Consider the following 22,917-nt stretch of genomic DNA (forward strand, 5'->3'; position numbering starts at 1 on the left):
GGAATGAAACATATACTCGATAACCCTGTCTGGAATGCGCTTCGCACGAATAACAGCTCGCTGGGGCAGGTAGGGGACGGGGTGGCCAATTTCCTGCCCGAAGTTTCGCCATTCGCAGCCCTGGACGTTCCCGCGACGCTGGGCTTACAGGTGTTACACGACACTTTCCCTTTTAGCAGTCATGTGATATTTGTGAGCAATCAAAAAGTGGAAGAATTTCTTCCGTGGAAGCTGGTTGCGGCCATTGGTGGATATCAAATGCTCTATAATGGGCCTGCAAATCCAGAATCGGTGGGGCCGGAAGTGGTTTCCCTGACAGCAGGCCATGTTCCCGAAATGGTCGCATTGACCAGCCTGACCAACCCGGGCCCGTTTGCAAGGGAAACGATTCGTTTTGGACATTATGAAGGGATTTTTGATCATGGTCGGCTGGTGGCGATGGCAGGGCAGCGGTTGCATCCCGAAGGTTTTGCGGAGATCAGCGCCGTGTGTACGCACCCCGATCACCTGGGAAAGGGTTATGCCCGTCATCTTTTGCTCCGGCAGGTGAACCGCATTCAGCAGACCAATGAGAAGCCATTCCTGCACGTCAAAGCAGATAATGTGCGTGCGATCGGAGTTTACGAATCGCTGGGTTTTGTGATCCGTACGGAGATCTTTTTCTATGTATTGGTGAAAGGCACCAATTAATTTCTATATCAGTTTCGAAGCCGTTTGCCGTCTGGTATGCCTTTTTTGTCAGAACCGTCTTTTGACAAATCAACGATGATGGAAGAGAAAAATCACAGCCACAGCGTACCCGAAAACCGTCACGGTGATTCGATTGATACGGAAACATCCAGAGTTTTTCGGGACACTGCCGAAGCCCGGGCACTTTTTAATAGAGCAAAGTTGCGGCTGTTCGACGTCAACAGATGGCACGAATGTTCGGGAGAGCAGTTAGCGCACTTTATGTTGGCGGATACTACCGGTAATCAGGTGCCAGGCCCGGCACAGGAAGGGCATTACATTAAAATTGACATTCCAGGGCCGGGCACCCAAAAGGGCGACGGTTTCGATTGGGTGATTATAGAAGAAGTGAAGGAAGAGCGCACGGGTACCACCGAGTCGCTTGCTTTGCGGGTGCGGCCCGCGGACGACCCGACTTCTGAAGGGCACGATACCACACACTTCTATTCAAAGGAATCGACCAGTACATTCATCGTTGCTATCGATCAACTGACCGTTTCTGCGGGAGTGTATGACCGTAACCTCGAAGCAAATCCGGAGTCTGATAATTTGTTTGACAAGGTGCGTAACGCCATTATCGGGTTTATTGGGAAAAAGGCCCTCTCGGTGATACAATGGAAAGTATTTACGGAAGGACTGCTTGCGGACTGATCACATTCAAGTTCATGAAAGGAAATTGCAGACGTTTCATTCTTCTGAAAAATCTTCTTTTAAAAACCTTTCAAGAGTCCGTAAATTTTCCAGCGCTGCCCCCATAGTATTGTTGAAATAAACATAGACCGTTTTTCCGGCACCAACCCACTCGGATACATATCCTGCGTATTCGTAGAGTAACCCATGGTCATAGCTGCCTTTGTAATTGCCACCGTGCCCATGAAAACGTTGGTACACAGTAGAGGCGTCCAGCTCTGTCTGAGGCGATTCGCTGCCGGCTTTGTCATGAAATACGATCGCAGCATGATACGCATTGAGCATATCGTAGGTTTGTTCAGTATACCACAGCGAGCTCCTGAATTCTACCGCGATCGCCCATTGACCCAAGTTCCTCTCTTGCAGATTGGATAGTAACGAATGTACTTTCTGAAATAACGGAGGTTTCACCGATGGTGGAAATTGGACGAGAATGCAGCCACGTTTTGGCCCGGCACCTTCGATTACCTTGAAATATTGATCCAGGTCGGACTCACTGAAATTTAGCCCCGGGCTATGAGTAATCTGTTTCCAGAGCTTGAATGTGAACCGAAAGTCTTCACCCACGGACTCAGCCCATTGCGCAACCGTAGCCGCCCTGGGAAGTTTGTAGAAAATGGAATTCACCTCAATGGAGTTGAAGAATGTGCCGTAAATGGCGATACGGCTCTGGCCTTCCAATTCCGGCGGATAATCCTGCCGGTTCCGATAAGGAAGCACCAAGCCGCTCGTCCCCAGATACAATGCCCCTGACTCACTCATAACAAGTTGTTTTTGATCATTCAATTGAACCACTTAATGTTAATCCCTTCCACCATCTTTTCAGAAATGTGAAGTGAAGTCCAATGCTATAAAATTTCAGGCCAGTACAAATCAGGAATGTCTAATAGGTTTGAACAAGGATCGGTAGCCAGGTGTGTGCCAAAATAAATTTGGCAGAAATAGTATAAAAATTGTCATTTCTGCCAATATTTACATTTTGTAAATTTGTGTTATGAAAGGGGATCGAAAAGAGACCCAATAGAGACTTAAATTACACAGACATGAAAATTGCAATCAATGGTTTCGGAAGAATAGGCCGTATGACCCTACGCGCCTTACAAAACAAGGAAAATGTTGAAGTAGTGGCTATCAACGATTTGACCGATATTAAAACGCTTACTCATTTACTCAAATATGATTCGTCGCATGGGCATTTCCCTGGCCAGGTTTCGGAAGACGGTACTCACATTCAGGTCAACGGGAAAAATATTATCCTGCTGAGTGAAAAAGCGCCGGAAAATTTACCGTGGAAAGACCTGGGAATTGATGTGGTGATTGAGTCTACCGGACGGTTTACGGAAAGGGATAAGGCTCAGCTGCACATTGATGCTGGTGCGAAAAAAGTGCTCATTACTGCTCCTGCGACGGGTGGTGTCAAAACCATCGTCAGTGGTGTTAACAATGACATTATCGTGGCTGATGACGACATTTACTCCACCGCATCGTGTACAACCAATGCCATCGCACCGATCCTGCATATTCTGGAAAAGGAATTTGGGATTGAGTCGGGTTACATGAGTACGGTGCATGCTTTCACAGCCGACCAGGTATTGCAGGATGCGCCTCACCGGGATTTGCGGAGAGCGAGAGCGGCCAGCCAGTCGATCATACCCACTACCACCGGTGCTGCAAAAGCAATCGGTGATGTGTTACCCAACCTGAAAGGCAAATTGGACGGTTTTTCATATCGTGTGCCGGTTGTCGATGGTTCAATTGTCGACCTTTCGCTCAATCTGACTAAACATGCATCGGCGCAGGAAATTAATGATATATTGAAGTCTTATTCGGAAGGCCAGTTAAAAGGTGTGCTGGAATACACGGAGGAACAATTTGTGTCGGTTGACATTCTGGGCAATACGCATTCATCGATCGTCGACGGAACGCTGACAAGAAGTATCGGTAACATTGTGAAGGTAGTTGCCTGGTACGACAACGAAGTGGGGATTTCAAACCGTATCTCAGAACTGGTTTCCGAACTGGCAAGCACAGTCAAATAAAGTGAATTAAATGGACGCTACGGCGCATTCAAAGCTGGTTGTCATTGTCGCATTCCCGGATCTGCCCTTATTGGAGATAGCAGGTCCGGGAGATGTGTTTTTTCAGGCATCCAAAAAAATATACGAGAAAACCGGAGTTGCAAACGCTTATAAAGTGATCGTGGTCGCCGCGGACCGTTCGGAACAGATCGTGACGAGGTCCGGCATTACCATCAGCTCGCCCATCAAACGCGACGAGATCTTGGGACCCATTGACACGCTTATCATTAGTGGTTATAATTTTGAAAACCCGGCCATTGAGGCATCCGATTTTTATGAATGGGTTTCAGAAATGTATCCCAAAGTCCGCCGCATCGGATCCATTTGTGTAGGGACTTTTGCACTGGCCAGAGCCGGGCTTTTGAGTAGTAAGAATGTGACCACGCATTGGGACAAGGCTTCGAAATTACACCGCGAGTTTCCCGACATTCGCGTCGATTCCTCCCAGTTGTTCATCAGGGATGGAAATATTTATACTTCGGGTGGCGTATCGTCGGCCACTGACCTTTCGCTGGCGCTTGTGGAAGAGGATTATGGCCGTGAAATTGCCGTTTCCGTGGCCCGGCACCTGGTACTTTATTTGAAACGTCCCGGGTATCAATCGCAGTTTGGAGACCTTTTGCCTGAACCGGAGAACGGTATTTTTGGCAAAATTCAGGAATGGATGATCGCCAACCTGGACAAAGATCTGAGCGTGGAGCAACTTGCCGTGCACAGCAACATGAGCCCAAGGAACTTCGCCAGGGTATTTTTGAAAGAAACCAGTTTAACGCCTGCGAAATTCGTAGAAAAACTCCGTGTGGAGATGGCCCGCAAACTATTGGAAGAAAGTGACCTGAATATGGAGCAGATCGCTGTAAAAACCGGGCTTGTGAGCCTCGTATCCATGCGGAGAGTGTTCCTGCGAAATCTCATGGTCACGCCCAGTGACTACAAGCGGATGTTCAGGACGAGCAAAAATGACCTTCAGTTTGCTTAGCCGAACTGTTTCAAATACCAATTTCCTGTTATATAAAATGTAAGAGCCGGAAATTTAATGCCTAGGTGGCGATGTCGCTACCGGTTACGTATATCTATTTGAGATAGAAATCATAGAACTAGTTTTAATGACTAAATAGTCTGTTATTCAGTCGATTATGGTCAGTAGATTGTTTTGCGACTATACTTTACGGTAAAATAGTTAGCAAACATTCCCGATCAAAATTGAGCTCTCCCAACGTTAAGTTCTCATTTTATTCAACTTCCGTACATGGAATTAAAATTTTACCGAAGGATAGTCGTCCTTGTGGCACTACTTGTTGTACAGGGCGGCCTAAGCGCTTTTGCCCAAACAGGGTTCTTTGAACCAGTTTCTAACGCACGGCTAAACACCAGCCAGTTAAAGCGCATCGACAAAGTTTCGGTGTACCAATTGAAAACCGGCGCTCTGAGAAGCTATTTGCTGAGTGCACCGATGGAATTTAAAACTAAAGGCGCACCGGGATTGGAATTAGAGCTTCCGCTGCCAAATGGTAGTGTCGAACGTTTCACTTTGTTTGAATCGCCTATTCTCTCTCCTGAAATTGCCCTGAAACACCCCGAAATCAAAACTTATGCGGGTAGGGGAATAACTCACCGGGAATATTCGCTGCGCATTAACCTGACATCCGTTGGATTCAACGCCATCATTTTGGGCGTGGGCGGTGATGCCGTTTATTTTGAGAAAATTACGAATGATGTAGCTGATAGTCTATACCGGAGTTATTTCTCCCGTGATGCCATAAGCCCAAAGGAAGATAAAAACAAAAAATCTGATAACCGTTGTGGTACCGTGGACACAGAAAACCGTGTGAAACCACTCGTGAAAGATGGAAAGAATGAACGCGCGTCGGCAGCACTGGCAACAGGTGATGTGCTGAGAACATTCCGGCTGGCCATGGCAGCTAATGCAGAATTCACTGCCCAAAAAGGCGGTACTGCTGCCCTGGCTTTCGTTGCACTTACCAATTATGTAAACAACATGAACGCTGTTTATAGAAGGGAGCTGAGTGTAGCACTTCAATTGGTTAGCGACGAATCGGTCGTGTACACCGATCCGCTCACAGATCCATACACGAATACCAGCCAGTCTGCCATGCTCAATGAAAACCAGACGAACCTGGACCTTGCCATCACGGGAGGCTATGATATTGGCCATGTACTTGGTTATGCAGGAGGCTCAGGGGGAGGAGTCGCATCCCTTGAATCAGTTTGTGATCCGTTGTTCAAGGGCAGGGGCGTTTCGGGTGTAGGAGATGGGTCTTATGCCGATGTTTTTGACCAACAATTGATCCAGCACGAAATCGGGCATCAATTTGGCATGACCCACAGCTACAACAGCAATGTGCCCGTATGCACGACGCGATCACACGAGACATCTGTGGAACCAGGTTCCGGCACTACCATCATGAGTTACGGTTATACCTGCTCGAATTCGACTCCGGAAGACGGTTTGGTAGGTAATGACGATTACGAGGCACCGTACACACCCATTTTGAATTTTCATACCGTCAATTATGATCAGGCAAATACGTTTATCGGTTCGTTGGTGTGTTTTACTACCACCCCGACCAATAATGCAGTACCCGTCATCAGTGGCTTGCAACCTAGCTGGACTATTCCTAAATCAACGCCTTTTTCGTTGAGCGGTACAGCTACCGATTTGGATGGAGGCGATGTCCTGAGTTATTCATGGGAAGGAACGAATATCAGTGGCGAATCTGATAACGGGGCGCTTACTGCTGGTACGCTTGCAGATCAATCCGCAGCACCATTTTTCCGTAGTTACGCACCGGTTACTGCCAGCGAAAGCACAGATCCGGGAACCAGGTACTATCCAAGACTTTCTGCGATCTTGAATGGCTCCAACTATGCGATCGGGGATAAGCTACCATCCACGAATCTCGCTACCACACACAGGCTAACGGTGCGGGATAATGATAGCGGTGTTAGTTCTGAGCAGGTAACCGTGAACATCGCTCCTTCGGGCCCATTTCTGATTACAAATGACATTGCCGGAAGCTTACTCGGCCCTATTGGCACATACCCCGTTGGTGGGCCAATGGTCGTGAACTGGAGCGTCAACGGCACTAATACCAGCCCTGTGAGCTGCACGCTGGTGGACGTTCTACTGTCTACGGATGGCGGCGTCACATTTCCTACAACCTTGATGACTAGCGTTTTCAATATACTTGGTTCAGTAGTCGTAGTGCTACCATTGGTCAATACATCGCAGGCGAGAATAAAAATCCAACCAAGCAGTAGCACTGAATTCGACAACGTTGCCAATATCTTCTTTGACATTTCTAATGTCAATTTTTCGATTGGGACGCCGATGCCCGTTACCCTGGTTTCGTTCAATGCAAAGCTAAAACAGAAAAACGCAGCCCTGCTAACGTGGGAAACTTCATCAGAAGTGAACAATGCCGGTTTTGAAATTGAAATGAGCCCCGATGCGAGGAATTTTGTGAAGGCTGGTTTTGTGGATGGAAACGGTGACTCTAAAATCGCCCACCAATACCAGTATTCAATCGGCGAATTGACAGGTGGTACTTATTATTTTCGTTTAAAACAGCTTGATTACGACGGTAAATTCGAGTATTCGCAGATTAGGTCCGTCGAAGTTACCGGTACAGGTGACATGCTTTCGATTTACCCCAATCCCACCAGTGGTAAGCTGAGATTTAGCCCAAGCAAGCATCAAAATCAGGCATTCAGCATTCAGATCACCAATCAGAGCGGGAAGGTTGTCCTTTCACTTCCGCCCAGTACCGGTTATGCAAACGACTTCGAGCTCGATGCGACACCTTTTGCGACCGGACTTTATCACATTACCCTGCAAGGAGCTAATTTTATTGAGAAACTAAAATTCGTAAAACTTTAAAAAGGCGCGAAAACATTACAATTAGGTGCTATTGAAGAGGAGAGCCCTGGAAATTTTCCAGGGTATTTCTAAAAGAAACCAGCCTCACGCCAGCCAAATTCGTAAAAAAGCTTCGTGTGGAAATGGCCCGGAAACTTTTGGAAGAAAGTGACCTGAATATGGAGCAGATCGCAGCAAAGACCGGGCTAGTCAGTCTCGTATCCATGCGGAGAGTGTTTTTGCGAAACCTGGTGGTCACTCCCAGCGATTACAAGCGTGTGTTCAGGACCAGCAAAAATGAAGTTGAATTTGCTTAGTCGGGACTAACCCCAAATGCCATTTTCTTGTGATATAAAATGTAAGAACCGCCAATGAACAGGATGGTGAGAAGAGGGAAAAGAGCGTCTGTAAATGGATGTTCGGAGGCGATTTGAGAGAATGCTGCCCCTGTTACATCAAAAATAAGGCCCGCATAGGCCCATTCTTTGAGTCGCGGATAACCTGGTGCGATAATGGCGATCAGCGCGAGAAGCCTTGCTAGTCCTAAGAAAGGAGCTAAGTAGGCTGGATAGCCGAGTCGGGTATATTGCAAGATTGAATCGGGATTAGAGCTCAGTTCAAAAAATGAGCCTGTACCTAGCGGCAAAGCGAAGCTGACTGTGAAAATCCAGTACCAGATATTGAGTTTCTTCATGGCGTTCTAGTTTTGAGGATTGTAGTAATTAATCATCCAGGAAACTCCAAACTGATCTTTACACACTCCGAAATAGGATCCCCAGAACGTTTTATTCATAGGCATTTCAACCTTCCCGTTTTCCGATAATAAGGTGAACAAATCATCTGCTTCTGCTTCACTTTCGGCAACAAGGTTGATATGAAAAACGGAGCCAAATGTCGCGTTTTGCTCCATAGATTTGAGTGTATCGGTCGCCATCAATGTAAATACGTCTTTTACAGAAAGCGTGATGTTCATGATCTTTTCTTGTTCGTCGGCAGGCAAGGTATCTGTACCAAAGACCTCTTTGAAACGCTTGAAATTGGTGAACTCGCCTCCGAAGACTGATTTGTAAAAGTTCATGGCAACTTCGGTGTTGCCATTGAAATTGAAATAAGGATTTGTGCTTAGCATAATTTGGTTGTTTTGTGATAATGCAAAGTTATTGCCTTGACCTGATACCTGAATTATGTAAATGCGACATTCTGAGGTGGTTGATTGCGACATTTTCAAGTCCTAATTTTGTCAAATGGTAACAATCTCAATTTTAACATTAAGAAATGCAGTTCTGTCGTCAATCGTCGATGCGGGCTATGTTTTTGTGAAAGTCAATGATTTTTTGGCTGAAAATGGAAAACCACCACTTTTCAAAGTTCAATTGGTAGGACTGACGAAAGAAGTGCAGCAAAATGGCGGGCTGTTTACGGTCCGTGCGGACGTCCTTTTATGTGACGTTGAGAGAAATGACCTGATTATCATACCTTCTATGATGGGTAATTTGCTGATAGCAACGCATTTAAATCAAGAGTTTGGGGTCTGGGTGGCCGACCAGTACAAGTATGGAGTGGAGGTTGCCAGTATGTGCACGGGTTCTTTTTTGCTGGCTTTTTCAGGTATTTTAAAGGGTAAGCACTGTACTACGCACTGGCAGTTTGCCAATGAATTTAAATATTATTATCCTTCCGTGAAGTTGGTGGATGAGCTGATGATCACCGACCAGAATGGAATTTATTCAAGCGCAGGAAGCAATGCCTATTGGAATCTGTTGATACATCTGGTAGAGCGCTTCACCGATCGCGCAATGGCTATCCGTACGGCCAAATATTTCGTAGTGGATCTTGACAAGAGTAGTCAGTCGCCATTTGTCATTTTCAACGGTCTGAAAGATCACAAAGATCTCCTGATCCTGAAAGTACAAGAGTATGTGGAGAGGAATTATGCCGCAAAACTGACGGTCGACAACATTGCAGAAATATTCCACGTCACTCGCAGGACCTTGGAGCGCCGTTTCAGAAAGGCCACCAGACATACCGTTTCGGAGTATTTTCAGCGTGTAAAAGTCGAAGCCGCGAAACAGCAACTGGAAATTGGCAAAAAATCGATTCTGGACATCATGACAGAAGTGGGCTACATTGACATTCAGGCATTCCGCCAGGTTTTCAAGCGTGTCGCCGGTATGAGCCCGATCGATTACAGGAACAAGTTTAACTACTCGATATAGTGCTTTTGAACATTTGGCAAAAAGTATGTTAGACGAGCATTTTGATCTGGTTTGGTTGCAAAAACTTCTGAATTAAATCTTCATCCAGCGATACTGAGCAAGCGAGAAGTGATTTAATTTGCTTTATATTCGTAAACCAGTATCAATTATATGCTAATTCAATTAGTCATTTACCTAAGATTTAACCGATAGTACCGAGTTGATTCTAAGCCTGTTATATTGCTGCAACAGGATTGGGTATACATTGTAAAGAATGTTCCAGAGCATAATAAAAAACGCTGATTCTGTTTTCCCGATAAGTAGCGCACTGATTGCGCTCAGGATGAAGAACACGAAACAGCAGTAATGGTACCTCTCCTGCATATCAATCGTGCTTAGGTAAGTCGATGCCTTTTTTCGACTGGTGATTATTGCTTTCTCCTTGCTAAACTTTCGTTGGATCCGGTTGACAAATGTTCCATTTTGAACGAACCAAAGCATAAATTTTACTCCGATCCGTTCATAGGTTCTTCGATTTTCACTGAGTGTTAATGCTGAAAGCCATCGCCTTGGAGTCATGTAACAGAGTACGCTCACTACAATGATCGCACCGAGTACCGAGGGAGATCTTTTTTCAGCGAAATGCACGCCCCAATAAGAACCAACCGCCATGAAAGACGCGAGGGTCCAGAATACATTGATCAGCTGGTTCAGCATAGACTACAAAAAGATGTTCATAAAAGCGCTATTGCTGAAAGTTAGCCAAAAAACCAGAAAGAAATTCGTTTAAAAGGTTACTTTCTGAATGATCCCGTCAAAGGTTTGGGCTAATGGATTCAGGTTTGCAAGTCAGTACCACGTTGCAGTATAGCCTGAGTTTCGGTGACCAGTGCCTGCATTATTTCTCCTGCCTTCGAAAGTTTGATACGAACCGGATTTTGTCCCGACCAGAAGTTGATCATATCCGTTCTACCCTGCGCCATCGCGGCTTCTCTTAGCGGGGAGATTAAGCGAGTTTGCAGCGGAAATGGCAGCACCGGAGTCTGGTTGGGGACATTCTCTGAAATCGTGTTACGGACCATCCTGCCCAGTCGGCCGGTGAGTGATTTGGAAAGCACCGTATAATTCGATCCCTCCGAAAGCAGGGCTTCTTTGTGAAGTGCCGTAGCATTTGATTCGTTGGTTACCAGGAACGCAGTCCCAAGCTGTACTGCATCGGCACCCAATGTCAATGCAGCCGCTATACCCTTACCGTCAGTGATCCCGCCGGCTGCAATGACTGGTGTCTTTATTCTGGCTTTCAGCTGCTGGATCAGCGCGAATGTTCCGGTCAGGGAATCTTGTGCGGGTTTCAAAAAAGACGGTCTGTGCCCGCCAGCCTCAAATCCTGCTGCCACGATAGCATCAACTTTGGCTTCTTCCAGAGCCAGGGCTTCATCCAATGTGGTGGCAGCGCCCACGGTTTTAATGCCAAGTCTGCGTGCTTCATTCAGTATTTCAGCAGATGGAATGCCAAAAATGAAACTGAACACCGCTGGTTTGATCTTGAAAAGTACTTCCAGTTGTTTGTCAAACTTGGAAGGAATATTTTGGTCCAATTCGGGCAATGCGATATTCAGCGAATCAAAATAAGGCTTGAAAAGGGCCTTTACTTTTTCCAGGCTTTCCGCTGAATAACTCGCCAGCTCCGGATCGACGTCCGAAACCCAAAGATTGACATTATATGGCTTATCAGTTAAAGATTTAATGGTCTGGTCTGCTAGGAGAAGCTGTTCAGGGGTCAGGGTATAGGCACCCAGACTGCCCAATCCGCCCGCATTAGATACCGCGGCGAGCAGCTCCGGCGTTGAAAAGCCACCGCCCATTGGGCCTAAAAGGATCGGATATCTGATACCCAGAAGCTGCGTTATCCTGGTCTGGTTCCACATGATTTCAAATGCTTACATTGGTTAACAACTTATTTGCAATCACCCACTTGCCATTGATTTTACTCAAAGAAAGGAGGTCGTGGTAATTAAATTCAAACATAGGCAGACGCACCTTTGCAACCGCTATCATGTTGATGATTTCTATGGAAATAATTTCCATACGAAACTTTTCGCCCAGCTCGAACGGGCTCTTCCGGTTTTTAACACCATCCAAATATTGGTCGAATGTTTTGAAATAAGCCTGTCCGTTCACATCACCGGCTACTAGTGCCTGAGGATGAAATGCGCTGGCAAGCAGGTCACTATCTCCTTTGTAAACGCCGTTAAAGTAGTTTGACAATACGGCTGTTATAGCCGCTGCATTATCTGTGTAATTGTCCATTGTGCTTTCAGGTTAGCAGGTATGCGCAGGTTTTCTGCCTCCGCATACCTGGTTAGTGTTTAGAATTTCAATTGATGATTACCCAATGTGGTGACCGGCAACATGGCCGCCATCCACATTAATGATCTCGCCGCTTACGAAATTGCTGCCTGCCAGATAGAGGGCCAGCTCAGCTACGTCGCTGGTTTCACCAATGCGGTCGACCAGGTGAAGGCCCGCGAGACTGTCTGCATCGCTAATGCCGTTTTTGGACTGCAATGAGCTCCTGATTATACCTGGCGCTATGCCATTGACGCGAATGTTGTTTTTCCCAAACTCAGCAGCAAGTTGTCGGGTCAATGCGTGGATACCGCCCTTACTGGAAATAGGAGCAGTGGCCGGAAACCCGCCGATCGCGTGATCCACCAGTACAGTACCAATATTAATGATAGCGCCTTCACCTTGTTTAAGCATCTGTTTGACAGCAGCCTGACTAGTAAAGAATGTCCCTTTTAAATTGATACTCAGAAACCGGTCCAGGTAAGCCTCATCGACTTCCAAAAAGCCTTTGGGTTCAAATATCCCTGCATTGTTTACCAGTACATCCACTGCTCCGAACCGTGTTACAGCCGTATCGACAAGCTGTTGACCAGTGGCCGGGTTGCTGATATCTCCTGTAACCATGGCCAGCCTTTCGTGATGTCCCAACTCATTAAACGTTGCTGCCAGATTAGCTTCATTGGCTGAGTTGATCACAACATTGTAGCCATTTTTTAAGAATAAACCGGCGATGGCCTTGCCAATTCCTGTGGATGCACCGGTGATGATGATTGTTTGCTTTTTCATGATTTTTGAAAATGCCTTTTCAGGATTTTTTATTTGCTGTTATTCCTCTCTCGCGTAGCACGGATACCTGCTCTCCCGCATAACCCCAGTCGTCGAGGTCAATTTCCTGAATGATCACATGGGTCAATGAAGGATCTTTGTCCAGCACTTCGGTCATCAGCTCGGTCACTCCTGCGATCAGCCTTTGTTTTTGTTCGCGGGTAACGCCTTCCCGGGTTACCTCTATTTTGATGAATGGCATGGTTGTGAAATTTAAAGGGTGGCAGATGCAGTCAATGTTACATCCAGTTCAAATTCATTGTAGATGAGTGTATCACCCAGGTTGGTGAAAAAGTTGCCTGAACGGAACTTCATTTCGTAACGGGTACGGTCCACGAGGATTTTACCCGAAGCAGTAACTGAGCCTTCTGAGAAATGTACTTTGGCTGGGAAGCTCACCGGATGCGTGATACCTTTAATAGTCAGGTCACCGGTGATGAGGTAGTTGTCAGCGTTTTGCTGATCGGTGCTGGTCATGACGAATGTTGCTTCGGTAAAACGTTCAGTGGAGAAAAAATCTTCGGAGAACAAATGACCTGCAAATTGTGCGTTGGTCGCCGGATCGGTGATGTCCAGTATTTTAATGGAAGTAGTGTCGATGACAAAATTGCCGCCGCTGAGCTTACCATCTTGCAATGTTAGTTTTCCCGCTTTAATGTCGATGCTGCCATTGTGCGCGCCTGTTACTTTTTTTCCTGTCCAGTCGATGTTACTTTTTGAACCGTCAACTGCAAATGTTTGAGTTTCCATTTTCTTTATGTTTATCAATTGTTAATAATTTGATAGCACAAAGTTGGACAGGAATCAGCGGGGCATTACGTGATGTAGATCACTTTCGAACGGAGGTCATTTATGCGTATTGTAAAGTCTGCTGAGCGTTTCGCGGGATACTCCGAGGTAGGCGGCGATAAGGTGTTTGGGTACTAGGTTATATAGTTGGGGATATTGCGCGAGCAGGTCTTCGTAGCGCGTTCGGGTGTTGTTGTTCATAAAGGACAGCAGCCTTTTTTGAGACGCCAGATAACCCCGGTTGGTCCGCCAGCGGAAAAAGTGCTCAGCCTGGTGGAATTCACTGCATATCTTTTCACGGTCCTGATTGGAAAGGCAAAGTACCTCTGCGTCCGTGATACAATCGACGTTGATGGTTGCTTTCGTCTGGTTGTACAAAGCCCCATAATCAGATGTCCACCAGGTTGGCATAGCGAATTGCAGGATATACATTTTAATTTCATCACTGACATAAAATGCCTTCAAACAGCCAGAAATGACGAAATACTCATGATCAACCGGATCACCTTCGCTGATCACGACCTGGCCTTTTTTGTAAGACAATGGTTTAAAATATGAAAAAACGTAATCAAACTGTTCGTCGGTTAATGCGGCGGTTTTCGCAATATGCTGTTTTAAAATTTCTTTCGCTTCCATGATACAGGGTATTTAACGATGCTTGGCGCAATGTACAAAACCTATTAAAAAGCTGTCTCCTGAACGAATCTCCTTTATTGTCTCAGCGCTCTCCCATCACTTTTTCAAGCTCTTCCCTGAAATTTCTGCCGATAGGAATCTGGTGGCCATTCAATGCGATACGGTTTTTCTCGATCCGCGTGATTTTGGAAATAGAAACAATGAAGGATTTGTGGACTCTGAGAAATGCGGTCTTGGGAAAAATGTCAAGCATCGCTTTAATGGAGCCTTTGATAACGATTTTGGCTGAATGCGTGTAAATGATCGCATAGTCTTTCAGTCCCTGAATGTGCGTAATATCATCGAATTGCGGCTTAATGCGCTGGACGCCGCTTTTGACAAAAACAGAAGTCTGCATTTCGCCAACGTTTCTATCCGGGAAATCCATTTGCTGGCAAGTCAAAATCGTGATAGATGGTGTTCATTAAATTACTGGAAATTAACCCGTATTTTAGGTTGTGTAAATGAAAACAAAAGAATTTGATCTGCGAAATATTGTCGACCAACTGCGAAAAAAATAGAGGAAATGCGACCGTGTTTTTGAGCCTTACCGGTCATCTATTAAAGGCGTCGTTGCTCTACTATTTTTTGAATTGACCATTAGTTGTATTTTGTTTGTTTCGAAAACAACCCACATTCGACCATGAAAAATCTAATTCCTTTATTATTTGCAATCAGTTCATTAACAACCGGTTTTGGGCAGACTAAGAAAGTAGGCGGGCCGTGTGAAGGCTGCGAGGCGATCTACGAAAACACAGTTCCCTTCGATCAGCTCCCGTCTTTTGTGGAGCTCCCGGAGGTTAGCTGGGACGGAAAGAAACCAATGGGGATCAATGGGACTGTTTTCAAAGCGGATGGAACACCGGCTCCCAATGTGGTCCTTTATCTTTATCACACCAATGAAAAAGGTATTTATCCCAAAAAAGGCGATGAAAAGGGTTGGGCCAAAAGGCATGGCTATTTGCGCGGCTGGGTGAAAACCGATCAGAAAGGTCAGTACAAATTCGGTTGCCTGCGTCCCGCACCGTATCCCGGCCGCGACGAGCCCGCTCACATTCACGTGACCGTCAAAGAACCGGACATTAACGAATACTACATTGACGAATTTGTGTTTTCAGACGACCCGCTGCTAACATCTGAAAAACAAGCCAAGCTTGAAAACCGCGGCGGCAGTGGTATTGTCAAGATCATTGAAGTGGGCAATATGTACAAAGGCGAACGGAATATTTATTTGGGGAAGAACATCCCGGATTACCCTGTGAAAGAATAGATTTTGCCGCGCTTCAAAATTTTGCGTTGAAGCCATCACTCTGCGCAATTGGCTAGAAAAGACGATAACCTATCCCAAACCGGACATAACGCGAATACACTTCCGGGTTTGCTCCATCCATCATCCGCTGATAGTTTATAAGCCCGTGAATGTATTCCGCGCTCACTGCTACTCGCTTGTATGAAACAGCCAGACCAGCCGTAGGTCCGAAGTCGAATTTGGTATTGACTTTGGTATAGTCGGATTTTTTGTCAAAAACACTGTTCTGATTGTAGTAAGTAACGTACTCGCTGCTTTTTAAAATGTATCCCAGATTTAGCCCTGTAGTCAAATCCAGTTTGATGTGTTTCAGTTTGAGCCGGTAGCCGAAATAAGGGTTTGCGCGGATCACTTGTGTATTGAGTTTGGCTTTTCCATTTTCGATTTCCGTCACAACCAGATTCCCGCCCATGGAGGTGTAATTTTCAATCCGTGTACTGACAGAAAGTTTGTCATATCCGGCCCGGAGACCCCAGAGAAAATGTTTTCGGGTAACGCGTTGTGCCTGTATTCCGATTCCGTAGGATAGCTCACTGTTCTTCCCAAATGGCGTGTTTACGTTGTAATGAGGAGCCAGGTCACTCACAAAAAGGTAGGAGTTCGTTGCCGCAGATTTTCCGCCATAGCGATAAATCCCGGAGCTTAGTTGTAAAGATAACTCGGTACTTTGTGCATAGGCACTTACAGAGGCCAGAAAAACGAATAAAATAGGCAGAAGTCGTTTCATCGCGGAAATATTGGTTTAGAGTGTAGGATGGTTGTATCTGACAGACACATATTATCTTTAAAACGTTGTTCGTGCCTGATAATATTCTAAGTGGGTGTCGGCATTCCCTTTACTCACAAAAAACCTGTCTGCTCAAAAAATACGCTATCCACGTAACCCTTCCTGACTACCGCTATTGAAAATGTAAGATTTGGTTCAAAAAATCAAACATCATAGCTATGAAAACTTTAAAAAGTTACGCGTTAACCCTGCTGGTACTTGTTACGCTTTTAGGCTGTCAGAAAGACGATCCGGCACCGGTTTCAGAATCAATCGCAGGGATATTTGAGGGGAAATATGATAACGGGACAAAGACACCCGACTTTTTCTGGAGTTTTGAGATCGGCGCGGGCGGGGTGATCAGAGAGATGAACAGCGCAGGAGAGAAAATCGGCAATGGTATATGGACCAAATCGGGCGATAATTTTCTTTCTACGTATCATAACGACACCCCCTATAATGCAACCTACTCGCTAAAAGCCGTTTACAACAACTCTGAACGCACTTTAACGGGGACGTGGGTCTACGGTAACAACGATTCCGACGGCGGTACTTTCAAGCTGACCAAAAAATAGGGTCCGGCAGCATAAAGTCGGAGGATGCGTAATCTATGGAAATCCAAACTAATTCAAATTCCGAAACTCCCTCGGTGACAGGCCGGTTTTGCTTTTGAACACCTTCGTAAAGTGCGAAGGGTGTTCAAAACCAAGATCGTAAGCAATTTCACTGATCGAGTTCTCAGTGCTCCATAGTAAGGATTTTGCTTTGTCAACCAATTTCAAATGAATGTGTTCGTGCGTTGATTTTCCGGTGTATTTGCTGAGTAGATCGGACAGGTAATTCGCAGACGAATTCAGTCGGGAAGCAAAATACCCTACATCAGGCAGCCCCGATTCGATCAGCGAAGGCTGGGCAAAATATGCAGATTTGAGTGCACCATATACCGCCACACCAGGAAACGCAAACCGCGCAAGACCGGACGAGATATTGATGATCTGACCACCATCTGCGATCATTGGGATCACCTTTTGCGTGAGAAAAAACACCCCTTTGAAATTCACATTAACCAGGTCGTCAAAAATCGCCTCGGTTGTGTCCTTGATAGGCATTCGCTGGGCTATGCCTGCATTATTGACGAGATAGTCCAAGTTTTCGCGGCCCCATTCTTTTCGGAGCACTTGTAAAACCTGCTCAGTGAAATCAGTAAGTGCTTCGATGTTAGCGGAATCCAACTTTAACGCAACCGCCCTTTCGCCGTTTCCATTGATCTCATCAGCCACTGCTACGCCTTGCTCGGCGTGCGCATTGTACGTAAGGATAACGCCCAGCCCGCGCGCTGCTGCATGAAGTGCAATACTTTTCCCGATACCCCGGCTTCCGCCTGTTACCAGTACAATTTTCGGTGTTTTATTTTCTGTGTTCATCATTTAAAATTTTGATGACACAAAGTTGCTTCACGCGCCTGGCATACATTTAAACATAAAAAGGGATTACTTATCCATTTCACTGATCCTGCATTTGAACTGATTTTACCACCCAATTTTTTCGGTACGATTTGGCATAATGGGCTTTTAACCGTAAATACAGATTCAATATTTAACTTAAATATGAAAATCACCTTCTTTTCGGCGAAGCCTTACGATAAACAGTTTTTTGATCAATACAATGACGCCTACGGTTTTGACATGGAATACCTGGAAACACATTTGGGGCCGCACATTGTCAATGCGGTGGAGGACACCAAAGCTGTTTGCGTTTTTGTTAATGATAAGGTCAACGAAGAAGTTATAGCCGTTTTGGCTGCGAAGGGCGTGAAGATCATCGCTTTGCGTTGTGCAGGTTTCAATAATGTTGACCTTGAAGCTGCCCGTCGTTACGGATTAAGGGTTTGCCGTGTCCCTGAATATTCGCCTCAGGCAGTCGCGGAACATGCAGTTGCCATGCTTTTGACATTGAACAGAAAGACGCATAAAGCCTATAATCGCGTCCGGGAGCAGAATTTCTCTTTAAATGGCCTGCTTGGTTTCAACCTGTATGGCAGAACAGTGGGCGTGATCGGTGCAGGCAAAATAGGGGCTGCATTTTGCAAAATTATGCTGGGGTTTGGTTGTAAAGTGGTCGCATATGATATCGCCGCTAATGAGGAACTTCAATCGTCCGGGGTGACCTATGCCGCTCTGGATGAAGTATTGCGTATTTCGGACATCCTATCATTGCATTGCCCGCTTAACGAAAAAACGCACTATCTGATCAACCAGGCGACGATCGGGCTCATGAAAAAAGGGGTTACGCTGATCAATACCAGCAGGGGAGGTTTGATCAACACAACCGATGTGATCCATGCATTAAAGCAAAAACAAATCGCTTATCTGGGTATTGATGTTTATGAGCAGGAAGAGAAATTATTTTTCAAAGATCTCTCCGGCAGCATCATAGAAGACGATACCATTCAACGTTTAATGAGTTTTCCAAATGTGCTGGTCACAGCGCACCAGGCATTTTTTACGGAAGATGCCCTCTCCGAAATTGCCCAGGTTACCTTACACAGCGTCGATTCGCTAGGAAAAGGAGAAGCGCCAGAAAATGCGGCGGTTATGTTAATTTAGAACAGTAGGCAATGTAGGATTTTGCTGAAAATTGGGGTGGAACATGGAACGGTCATTGAAATCGAACCGGTATATCTCATTCAGGTTGATGACAAATGACCTGGCAAATTCTCCTGACGTCAAAAATAGCTGCGAATGCCATCATCAATGCTTGTCTTAAACACGTTTTCTGGCGTGGTGGGATTGGAATTTTCAGCTCCCTCTCACCCAGCAAGAGGGAGCTGAAAAACCATCAGTACTTACGTGTTTTTCGATGGGCGAATACTTGTTTTGCCATTTTGCCAAATTGCCGTTCTTTTCGCTTCTTGTCCACCGTATCGGCTTGGTAATGATATTGCTCACGGGTGAGTTTCAGGTAACTTTGGTAAACCTGCGCAGGCAGGCTGCCGTCCCCTACCGCTGCCACGACGGCGCACCCGGGTTCATGCTGATGCGTGCAGTCGTCGAACCTGCAATCGCCTGCCAGCTCGCTCAGTTGCGGATGAAGGATCTCATTGGCATCGTCCGAGTCCAGGGTCACCCCAAACTCCCGCATCCCCGGCACATCAATGATCATGCTGCCGGACGGTAACATCACCAGCTGGCGAAAAACCGTGGTATGCTTTCCCTTGTGGTTAGCCGTACTGGTTTCGCCCTCTATCTGCAAAGAATAACCGAGCAAGGTGTTCAGCAGCGTACTTTTGCCCACACCGGATGAACCTAGCAGCACGTAGGTTTTACCTTTTTGCAGGTGTCCGGCAATATGTGAGTCTCCCGCCTGCCTGTCTGCGGCGCTGGTGAGGATCACCGGACAATGATAACCGAGCTGTTCCACTTCAAACCGGTACGCTTCCGGGTCGTCGACCAGGTCCGCTTTGTTCAGCACAACGATAGGATCGATCCCACATTGATGCACTTGTACCAGATATCGCTGAAGTCGCATGAGATTGAAATTTCCGTCCAAGCCCTGCACGATCAGCGCGCCGTGGATATTGCTTGCGATGACCTGTTTTTCAGTGCCTTTTCCGGGTAGGCGTCTGCTGAGTTCCGTTTCGCGCGGCAACACAGCCAGGATAATCCCCTCGCCCGTATAAGCCTTGAATGCGACCCAGTCACCCACCTTGGGTAGTGCGGCTGGTGCAAGCATATTCAGCATGGCGCCGGAGACCAGGGCTTCCACCATACCATGGCTGGTGACGAGTATATGTTTAAAACCCTGAATGGCGAGCACGCGCGCGCATTCCAGGTCGTGTTCTTTTAATGAAATAAAATGGTTTTGAAAATGGGTACTCCATCCGTATGATGATAAAATCATGGTTGTGTCAAAATTGAGCCATAGCCGCCCAGAGGTCCTTGCCTGGCAGGTTTTACAAAAAAATAAAATGGTAGGCGAAAGGGCACAGGAAATCCATTAAAGCGTAGCAATGGCTTTATGATTACCTGTGTCAGGCTGCTATATCAGCGTTTGGGCGGTATGTGTTGACAGTCTGTGACATACGTTGCAAAGGTAACGGATGTTTTGGGGAATTTTAGTAAAACCAGCGGGCTTTGTAGACATGCAAATTCGGAAAAGCCAGTTTTCTTGCAGGATTGTGGAAATTGACATGAAACGTCCACCAGCTTTCTTCGGGAACGGTATAAATGTACTGAGCGGATTGGTCGAGCCCCAAACTCTTTACATTTTCACGATCAGGGAAATTTTTTATTTTATCAAACTTCTGACTTTGTATATCGAAGACCCACGTTCCGTGATGCTCTGTTATAAACAGTTGATTATGATTAGGTAACATTGAAAGTTCGTGTCCGCCAACACCAGGTATTTTCCAATGTTGCACGAGGTCGAGTTTATTGCCGGAAACTTTATACTCCCGTAAAACCTCGTACCCGAGTGTGTATAGACGCTTGCGGGCATCATCCCACACTGCGCCGTGCGCCGAATACAGGGTGTCAGTAAAAACAGGTTCATTTCCTTTGTTCATGTCAAAAAGCATGATTGTATTGCCGGTCTTCGCGGTTGAAGCAGCTGCTATGAGTTTGTTTTTGGGCAGTAAGGCAATGGAATGCGCATTGGGAACTTCTGCGTAAAACGCTACTTTTTTAGTAGCAATGTCGACAATAGCTACGGCGCCGGAAGAGGAGGATACCAACACTTTCTTTCCGTTTTCAATGGCCTTGCAATCGTCCATGGTTTTGAATTTCGTAGTCCGGTAGAGTTCAGGAATGTCCAATGCCTCGCGGGCGTCCCAAGTCCAGATTACGGCGGGAATGCTGTCTTTCGACTGACTATAATCTACGATCAGCACCTGACTATCTCCGCACACCAGGAAAGATTTGGGAGGCATCGTTTGGGCAATGCCGACAAAATTGATAAGCAATGTGCTTAAAATGAATGTAATGGCTTTTGTCAGAAGTTGCTTTTTCATGGTTTTAACGAATGCTTTGGTCAGAGGTTGTTTCTGACAGAGTTGCGAAACTGCGTTGATCGTTGTGTTTTAGCGATTGATGTAACTACCGGTTTTGTATTAAGACAAACCGGCTGCGTTTTTACGGTGTCGTTAGATTAATTAATCGTGAAAAGATGGTGTATCTGTGGGCAAGGATGACAATACAGTAGTATCCAACGCCTACAAATCACCGTATCCGTTTACAGGCAGTTGAAAAATGTAACTATAAATTTCTAACAAACGCTTTTTCAATCAGCGGCCGCCTTAGTTTTATACCGCCACGAAAAATCCGGATATCCTGTGGGTTCGTCGGCAAAATGAGGCCAAACGCAGATTTCCTCCAACCTTGGCTGGAATACGGATTACATTTGAACAAGTTGCTTAGGATCGAGACCCTATCGGCAGTTCATTTAAATCTAACTCAGGATGAAGTTTCAAATTCAATGGTCGCGACGGGAGTTCCTTAAGACCGTTGCCGGGGCAGGTGCAATGACCATAATGAACCCACTATCAGCCTGGGCAGCTGACGAGCCTGACCCAAGAGTAGCCAAAATCGTAGCCGATACCATCGGCATCGACACGCACAATCATATCGATGCGCCATTTGTGGCAGCCGAGGTACCCGGTCCCCATATCGACCTGGCCGGCGAGATGAAAAAGTCGGGCTTATCTGCTATTTGTATGACATTCGCCGTAGACCGTCCCGAGTTGCGTAGCCCCGGCGACGCTTACGAAAGGTTTAAGAATGCAATGGATTCCATGGACAAACAATTGTCCCAAAATGATATACAACGTTCTCTGAACATCGCAGACCTGCGTACCGCGCATCAGAAACGCCAGCCAACCATTATCCAGTCCGTTGAGGGCGGCCACTTTCTGGAAGGTAAAGTGGAGAGGTTGGAAGAAGCGTACAAGCGGGGCTTGCGACACCTCGGGCTGCTTCATGACAATGATGCAATGGTACCATTGGGTGATGTTTACACCAACCCGGTACGCTGGGGCGGCCTGACTGCCTTCGGTGCCGACGTGATCAGGGAATGCAATAGACTGGGAATCCTCATCGACCTGGCACATGCCAACCCTGAAACGGTGGGCGCTGCCCTCAAACTGGCGGTTCATCCGGTTATCATTTCTCACACCGGCCTTGATACCCAGTTGGGACAAAACCCGGAAATGGCCAAAATGATGAAACCAAGGCTTATTAGCAAGGAACAGGCAAAAATAGTAGCCAATGCAGGAGGTGTAATCGGTATATGGTCGCATCTTGCCGAGACGCCGCTGGAATATGCTCAGAATGTGCGGGCTTTGGTCGATATCATTGGAATAGACCACGTTTGCATTGGTACTGATACCAAGCTCACGCCATCGTATAGAGCTCCGGGCGCCCAAGGGAACCAAAGACCTGAAAGAGTCGGTGAGCGCACCAACCTGGCGTGGAAGGATCAGCAATTCGGATTTTACTACGCGGTGGTAGATGCGATGTTGAAGACGGGGTTCAATGCGGATGAAATTGGGAAGGTAGGAGGTGGGAATTTCAGTCGACTGTTTGAAGCGGCAACGGCAGGTCGTTGAGTTCGTGACCTGCCGCTACTACGAATGTCCT

The 22,917-nt window shown here is 46.4% G+C and carries 25 protein-coding genes and 1 pseudogene; 11 read left to right on the forward strand and 15 right to left on the reverse strand.

All coding sequences use genetic code 11. The annotated features are described in order from the left end of the window. Positions 1–3 precede the first annotated feature (3 nt). Complete coding sequence (locus tag ABIO93_RS07090) at positions 4–690, forward strand: GNAT family N-acetyltransferase (protein WP_348065904.1); 687 nt, start codon at positions 4–6, stop codon at positions 688–690. Positions 691–765: 75 nt separating this feature from the next. Further along, the gene (locus tag ABIO93_RS07095; RefSeq protein WP_348065907.1) at positions 766–1,380 is read left to right on the forward strand and encodes a hypothetical protein; all 615 of its coding nucleotides are present in this window, start codon (positions 766–768) and stop codon (positions 1,378–1,380) included. A gap of 36 nt (positions 1,381–1,416) precedes the next feature. On the opposite strand, the gene ABIO93_RS07100 is transcribed toward ABIO93_RS07095, so the two are convergent. Beyond that, the gene (locus ABIO93_RS07100; RefSeq protein ID WP_348065910.1) at positions 1,417–2,181 is read right to left on the reverse strand and encodes a DUF72 domain-containing protein; all 765 of its coding nucleotides are present in this window, start codon (positions 2,179–2,181) and stop codon (positions 1,417–1,419) included. 281 nt (positions 2,182–2,462) lie between these two features. On the opposite strand from ABIO93_RS07100, the gene gap reads away from it, so the two are divergent. The 4 genes and pseudogenes from gap to ABIO93_RS07120 form a co-directional block, all read left to right on the forward strand. Next, positions 2,463–3,458: a type I glyceraldehyde-3-phosphate dehydrogenase gene (gene gap / locus ABIO93_RS07105; RefSeq protein WP_348065914.1), complete on the forward strand. Its 996-nt coding sequence runs from the start codon at positions 2,463–2,465 to the stop codon at positions 3,456–3,458. A gap of 10 nt (positions 3,459–3,468) precedes the next feature. Further along, positions 3,469–4,476 (forward strand): helix-turn-helix domain-containing protein, encoded by a 1,008-nt coding sequence (locus ABIO93_RS07110; protein ID WP_348065917.1) that lies wholly within the window; start codon positions 3,469–3,471, stop codon positions 4,474–4,476. A 270-nt stretch (positions 4,477–4,746) separates the two neighbouring features. Beyond that, complete coding sequence (locus ABIO93_RS07115) at positions 4,747–7,398, forward strand: reprolysin-like metallopeptidase (RefSeq protein ID WP_348065921.1); 2,652 nt, start codon at positions 4,747–4,749, stop codon at positions 7,396–7,398. A gap of 56 nt (positions 7,399–7,454) precedes the next feature. Beyond that, a pseudogene (locus ABIO93_RS07120) lies at positions 7,455–7,694 on the forward strand (helix-turn-helix domain-containing protein); the annotation flags it as partial. On the opposite strand, the gene ABIO93_RS07125 reads toward ABIO93_RS07120, so the two are convergent. Next, entirely contained in the window at positions 7,691–8,071 is a 381-nt protein-coding gene (locus tag ABIO93_RS07125) for a DoxX family protein (protein WP_348065925.1), read from the reverse strand. The pseudogene ABIO93_RS07120 and the gene ABIO93_RS07125 overlap by 4 nt on opposite strands. Before the next feature lie 6 nt (positions 8,072–8,077). After that, complete coding sequence (locus ABIO93_RS07130) at positions 8,078–8,506, reverse strand: VOC family protein (protein WP_348065928.1); 429 nt, start codon at positions 8,504–8,506, stop codon at positions 8,078–8,080. A 115-nt stretch (positions 8,507–8,621) separates the two neighbouring features. Between ABIO93_RS07130 and ABIO93_RS07135 the strand changes: the two genes are divergently transcribed. Continuing rightward, a complete protein-coding gene (locus tag ABIO93_RS07135; protein WP_348065932.1) occupies positions 8,622–9,593 on the forward strand; it encodes a helix-turn-helix domain-containing protein in 972 nt (323 codons plus the stop codon). Between the two features lie 174 nt (positions 9,594–9,767). Here ABIO93_RS07135 and ABIO93_RS07140 read toward each other — a convergent pair whose 3' ends face one another. The 8 genes from ABIO93_RS07140 to ABIO93_RS07175 all read right to left on the reverse strand — a co-directional run bounded on the left by ABIO93_RS07140 (position 9,768) and on the right by ABIO93_RS07175 (position 14,598). After that, complete coding sequence (locus tag ABIO93_RS07140) at positions 9,768–10,289, reverse strand: hypothetical protein (RefSeq protein WP_348065935.1); 522 nt, start codon at positions 10,287–10,289, stop codon at positions 9,768–9,770. A 119-nt stretch (positions 10,290–10,408) separates the two neighbouring features. Next, complete coding sequence (locus tag ABIO93_RS07145) at positions 10,409–11,500, reverse strand: nitronate monooxygenase (protein WP_348065937.1); 1,092 nt, start codon at positions 11,498–11,500, stop codon at positions 10,409–10,411. 4 nt (positions 11,501–11,504) lie between these two features. Continuing rightward, complete coding sequence (locus ABIO93_RS07150; RefSeq protein ID WP_348065940.1) at positions 11,505–11,882, reverse strand: nuclear transport factor 2 family protein; 378 nt, start codon at positions 11,880–11,882, stop codon at positions 11,505–11,507. Positions 11,883–11,960: 78 nt separating this feature from the next. Next, positions 11,961–12,707 carry an SDR family oxidoreductase gene (locus ABIO93_RS07155; protein ID WP_348065943.1) on the reverse strand — a complete coding sequence of 249 codons (747 nt, stop codon included), beginning with the start codon at positions 12,705–12,707 and terminating at the stop codon, positions 11,961–11,963. A 19-nt stretch (positions 12,708–12,726) separates the two neighbouring features. After that, on the reverse strand, positions 12,727–12,948 hold the full coding sequence (locus ABIO93_RS07160) for a 4-oxalocrotonate tautomerase family protein (RefSeq protein WP_348065947.1): 222 nt from the start codon (positions 12,946–12,948) through the stop codon (positions 12,727–12,729). 11 nt (positions 12,949–12,959) lie between these two features. Then, positions 12,960–13,496: a YceI family protein gene (locus ABIO93_RS07165; RefSeq protein WP_348065950.1), complete on the reverse strand. Its 537-nt coding sequence runs from the start codon at positions 13,494–13,496 to the stop codon at positions 12,960–12,962. 96 nt (positions 13,497–13,592) lie between these two features. Continuing rightward, positions 13,593–14,171: a Crp/Fnr family transcriptional regulator gene (locus ABIO93_RS07170; protein ID WP_348065952.1), complete on the reverse strand. Its 579-nt coding sequence runs from the start codon at positions 14,169–14,171 to the stop codon at positions 13,593–13,595. An 82-nt stretch (positions 14,172–14,253) separates the two neighbouring features. Then, the gene (locus ABIO93_RS07175; protein WP_348065956.1) at positions 14,254–14,598 is read right to left on the reverse strand and encodes a LytTR family DNA-binding domain-containing protein; all 345 of its coding nucleotides are present in this window, start codon (positions 14,596–14,598) and stop codon (positions 14,254–14,256) included. 255 nt (positions 14,599–14,853) lie between these two features. Between ABIO93_RS07175 and ABIO93_RS07180 the strand changes: the two genes are divergently transcribed. Next, on the forward strand, positions 14,854–15,480 hold the full coding sequence (locus ABIO93_RS07180) for an intradiol ring-cleavage dioxygenase (RefSeq protein WP_348065959.1): 627 nt from the start codon (positions 14,854–14,856) through the stop codon (positions 15,478–15,480). A 52-nt stretch (positions 15,481–15,532) separates the two neighbouring features. Here the strand turns inward: ABIO93_RS07180 and ABIO93_RS07185 are convergent, their stop codons facing one another. Further along, complete coding sequence (locus ABIO93_RS07185) at positions 15,533–16,246, reverse strand: outer membrane beta-barrel protein (protein ID WP_348065962.1); 714 nt, start codon at positions 16,244–16,246, stop codon at positions 15,533–15,535. 218 nt (positions 16,247–16,464) lie between these two features. Between ABIO93_RS07185 and ABIO93_RS07190 the strand changes: the two genes are divergently transcribed. Further along, positions 16,465–16,860, forward strand: a complete 396-nt coding sequence (locus ABIO93_RS07190; protein ID WP_348065966.1) for a hypothetical protein — start codon at positions 16,465–16,467, stop codon at positions 16,858–16,860. A gap of 48 nt (positions 16,861–16,908) precedes the next feature. Here ABIO93_RS07190 and ABIO93_RS07195 read toward each other — a convergent pair whose 3' ends face one another. Further along, positions 16,909–17,712 (reverse strand): SDR family NAD(P)-dependent oxidoreductase, encoded by an 804-nt coding sequence (locus ABIO93_RS07195; RefSeq protein WP_348065968.1) that lies wholly within the window; start codon positions 17,710–17,712, stop codon positions 16,909–16,911. 180 nt (positions 17,713–17,892) lie between these two features. Here ABIO93_RS07195 and ABIO93_RS07200 point away from each other — a divergent pair, with 180 nt between their 5' ends. Continuing rightward, a complete protein-coding gene (locus ABIO93_RS07200) occupies positions 17,893–18,891 on the forward strand; it encodes a 2-hydroxyacid dehydrogenase (protein ID WP_348065971.1) in 999 nt (332 codons plus the stop codon). A gap of 232 nt (positions 18,892–19,123) precedes the next feature. Here ABIO93_RS07200 and rsgA read toward each other — a convergent pair whose 3' ends face one another. Both rsgA and ABIO93_RS07210 read right to left on the reverse strand, forming a co-directional pair. Then, positions 19,124–20,185, reverse strand: coding sequence for a ribosome small subunit-dependent GTPase A (gene rsgA / locus ABIO93_RS07205; protein ID WP_348065973.1), 1,062 nt, complete (start codon positions 20,183–20,185; stop codon positions 19,124–19,126). A 214-nt stretch (positions 20,186–20,399) separates the two neighbouring features. After that, positions 20,400–21,293: a DUF6528 family protein gene (locus ABIO93_RS07210; protein WP_348065976.1), complete on the reverse strand. Its 894-nt coding sequence runs from the start codon at positions 21,291–21,293 to the stop codon at positions 20,400–20,402. Between the two features lie 447 nt (positions 21,294–21,740). Between ABIO93_RS07210 and ABIO93_RS07215 the strand changes: the two genes are divergently transcribed. Beyond that, a complete protein-coding gene (locus ABIO93_RS07215; protein ID WP_348065979.1) occupies positions 21,741–22,886 on the forward strand; it encodes a membrane dipeptidase in 1,146 nt (381 codons plus the stop codon). The last annotated feature ends 31 nt before the right edge of the window (positions 22,887–22,917 follow it).

The organism is Dyadobacter sp., assembly GCF_039919315.1.
GTDB lineage: Bacteria > Bacteroidota > Bacteroidia > Cytophagales > Spirosomataceae > Dyadobacter.

Bases quoted from the DNA above. Each gene is read 5' to 3' on its own strand.
- ABIO93_RS07145 (WP_348065937.1), bottom strand. From the start codon at position 11,500: ATGTGGAACCAGACCAGGATAACGCAGCTTCTGGGTATCAGATATCCG.
- ABIO93_RS07090 (WP_348065904.1), top strand. From the start codon at position 4: ATGAAACATATACTCGATAACCCTGTCTGGAATGCGCTTCGCACGAAT.
- ABIO93_RS07095 (WP_348065907.1), top strand. From the start codon at position 766: ATGATGGAAGAGAAAAATCACAGCCACAGCGTACCCGAAAACCGTCAC.
- ABIO93_RS07190 (WP_348065966.1), top strand. From the start codon at position 16,465: ATGAAAACTTTAAAAAGTTACGCGTTAACCCTGCTGGTACTTGTTACG.
- ABIO93_RS07195 (WP_348065968.1), bottom strand. From the start codon at position 17,712: ATGATGAACACAGAAAATAAAACACCGAAAATTGTACTGGTAACAGGC.
- ABIO93_RS07110 (WP_348065917.1), top strand. From the start codon at position 3,469: ATGGACGCTACGGCGCATTCAAAGCTGGTTGTCATTGTCGCATTCCCG.
- ABIO93_RS07130 (WP_348065928.1), bottom strand. From the start codon at position 8,506: ATGCTAAGCACAAATCCTTATTTCAATTTCAATGGCAACACCGAAGTT.
- ABIO93_RS07200 (WP_348065971.1), top strand. From the start codon at position 17,893: ATGAAAATCACCTTCTTTTCGGCGAAGCCTTACGATAAACAGTTTTTT.
- ABIO93_RS07115 (WP_348065921.1), top strand. From the start codon at position 4,747: ATGGAATTAAAATTTTACCGAAGGATAGTCGTCCTTGTGGCACTACTT.
- ABIO93_RS07215 (WP_348065979.1), top strand. From the start codon at position 21,741: ATGAAGTTTCAAATTCAATGGTCGCGACGGGAGTTCCTTAAGACCGTT.
- ABIO93_RS07170 (WP_348065952.1), bottom strand. From the start codon at position 14,171: ATGGAAGCGAAAGAAATTTTAAAACAGCATATTGCGAAAACCGCCGCA.
- ABIO93_RS07125 (WP_348065925.1), bottom strand. From the start codon at position 8,071: ATGAAGAAACTCAATATCTGGTACTGGATTTTCACAGTCAGCTTCGCT.
- ABIO93_RS07165 (WP_348065950.1), bottom strand. From the start codon at position 13,496: ATGGAAACTCAAACATTTGCAGTTGACGGTTCAAAAAGTAACATCGAC.
- rsgA (WP_348065973.1), bottom strand. From the start codon at position 20,185: ATGATTTTATCATCATACGGATGGAGTACCCATTTTCAAAACCATTTT.
- ABIO93_RS07150 (WP_348065940.1), bottom strand. From the start codon at position 11,882: ATGGACAATTACACAGATAATGCAGCGGCTATAACAGCCGTATTGTCA.
- ABIO93_RS07100 (WP_348065910.1), bottom strand. From the start codon at position 2,181: ATGAGTGAGTCAGGGGCATTGTATCTGGGGACGAGCGGCTTGGTGCTT.
- ABIO93_RS07155 (WP_348065943.1), bottom strand. From the start codon at position 12,707: ATGAAAAAGCAAACAATCATCATCACCGGTGCATCCACAGGAATTGGC.
- ABIO93_RS07140 (WP_348065935.1), bottom strand. From the start codon at position 10,289: ATGCTGAACCAGCTGATCAATGTATTCTGGACCCTCGCGTCTTTCATG.
- gap (WP_348065914.1), top strand. From the start codon at position 2,463: ATGAAAATTGCAATCAATGGTTTCGGAAGAATAGGCCGTATGACCCTA.
- ABIO93_RS07175 (WP_348065956.1), bottom strand. From the start codon at position 14,598: ATGGATTTCCCGGATAGAAACGTTGGCGAAATGCAGACTTCTGTTTTT.
- ABIO93_RS07180 (WP_348065959.1), top strand. From the start codon at position 14,854: ATGAAAAATCTAATTCCTTTATTATTTGCAATCAGTTCATTAACAACC.
- ABIO93_RS07185 (WP_348065962.1), bottom strand. From the start codon at position 16,246: ATGAAACGACTTCTGCCTATTTTATTCGTTTTTCTGGCCTCTGTAAGT.
- ABIO93_RS07210 (WP_348065976.1), bottom strand. From the start codon at position 21,293: ATGAAAAAGCAACTTCTGACAAAAGCCATTACATTCATTTTAAGCACA.
- ABIO93_RS07135 (WP_348065932.1), top strand. From the start codon at position 8,622: ATGGTAACAATCTCAATTTTAACATTAAGAAATGCAGTTCTGTCGTCA.
- ABIO93_RS07160 (WP_348065947.1), bottom strand. From the start codon at position 12,948: ATGCCATTCATCAAAATAGAGGTAACCCGGGAAGGCGTTACCCGCGAA.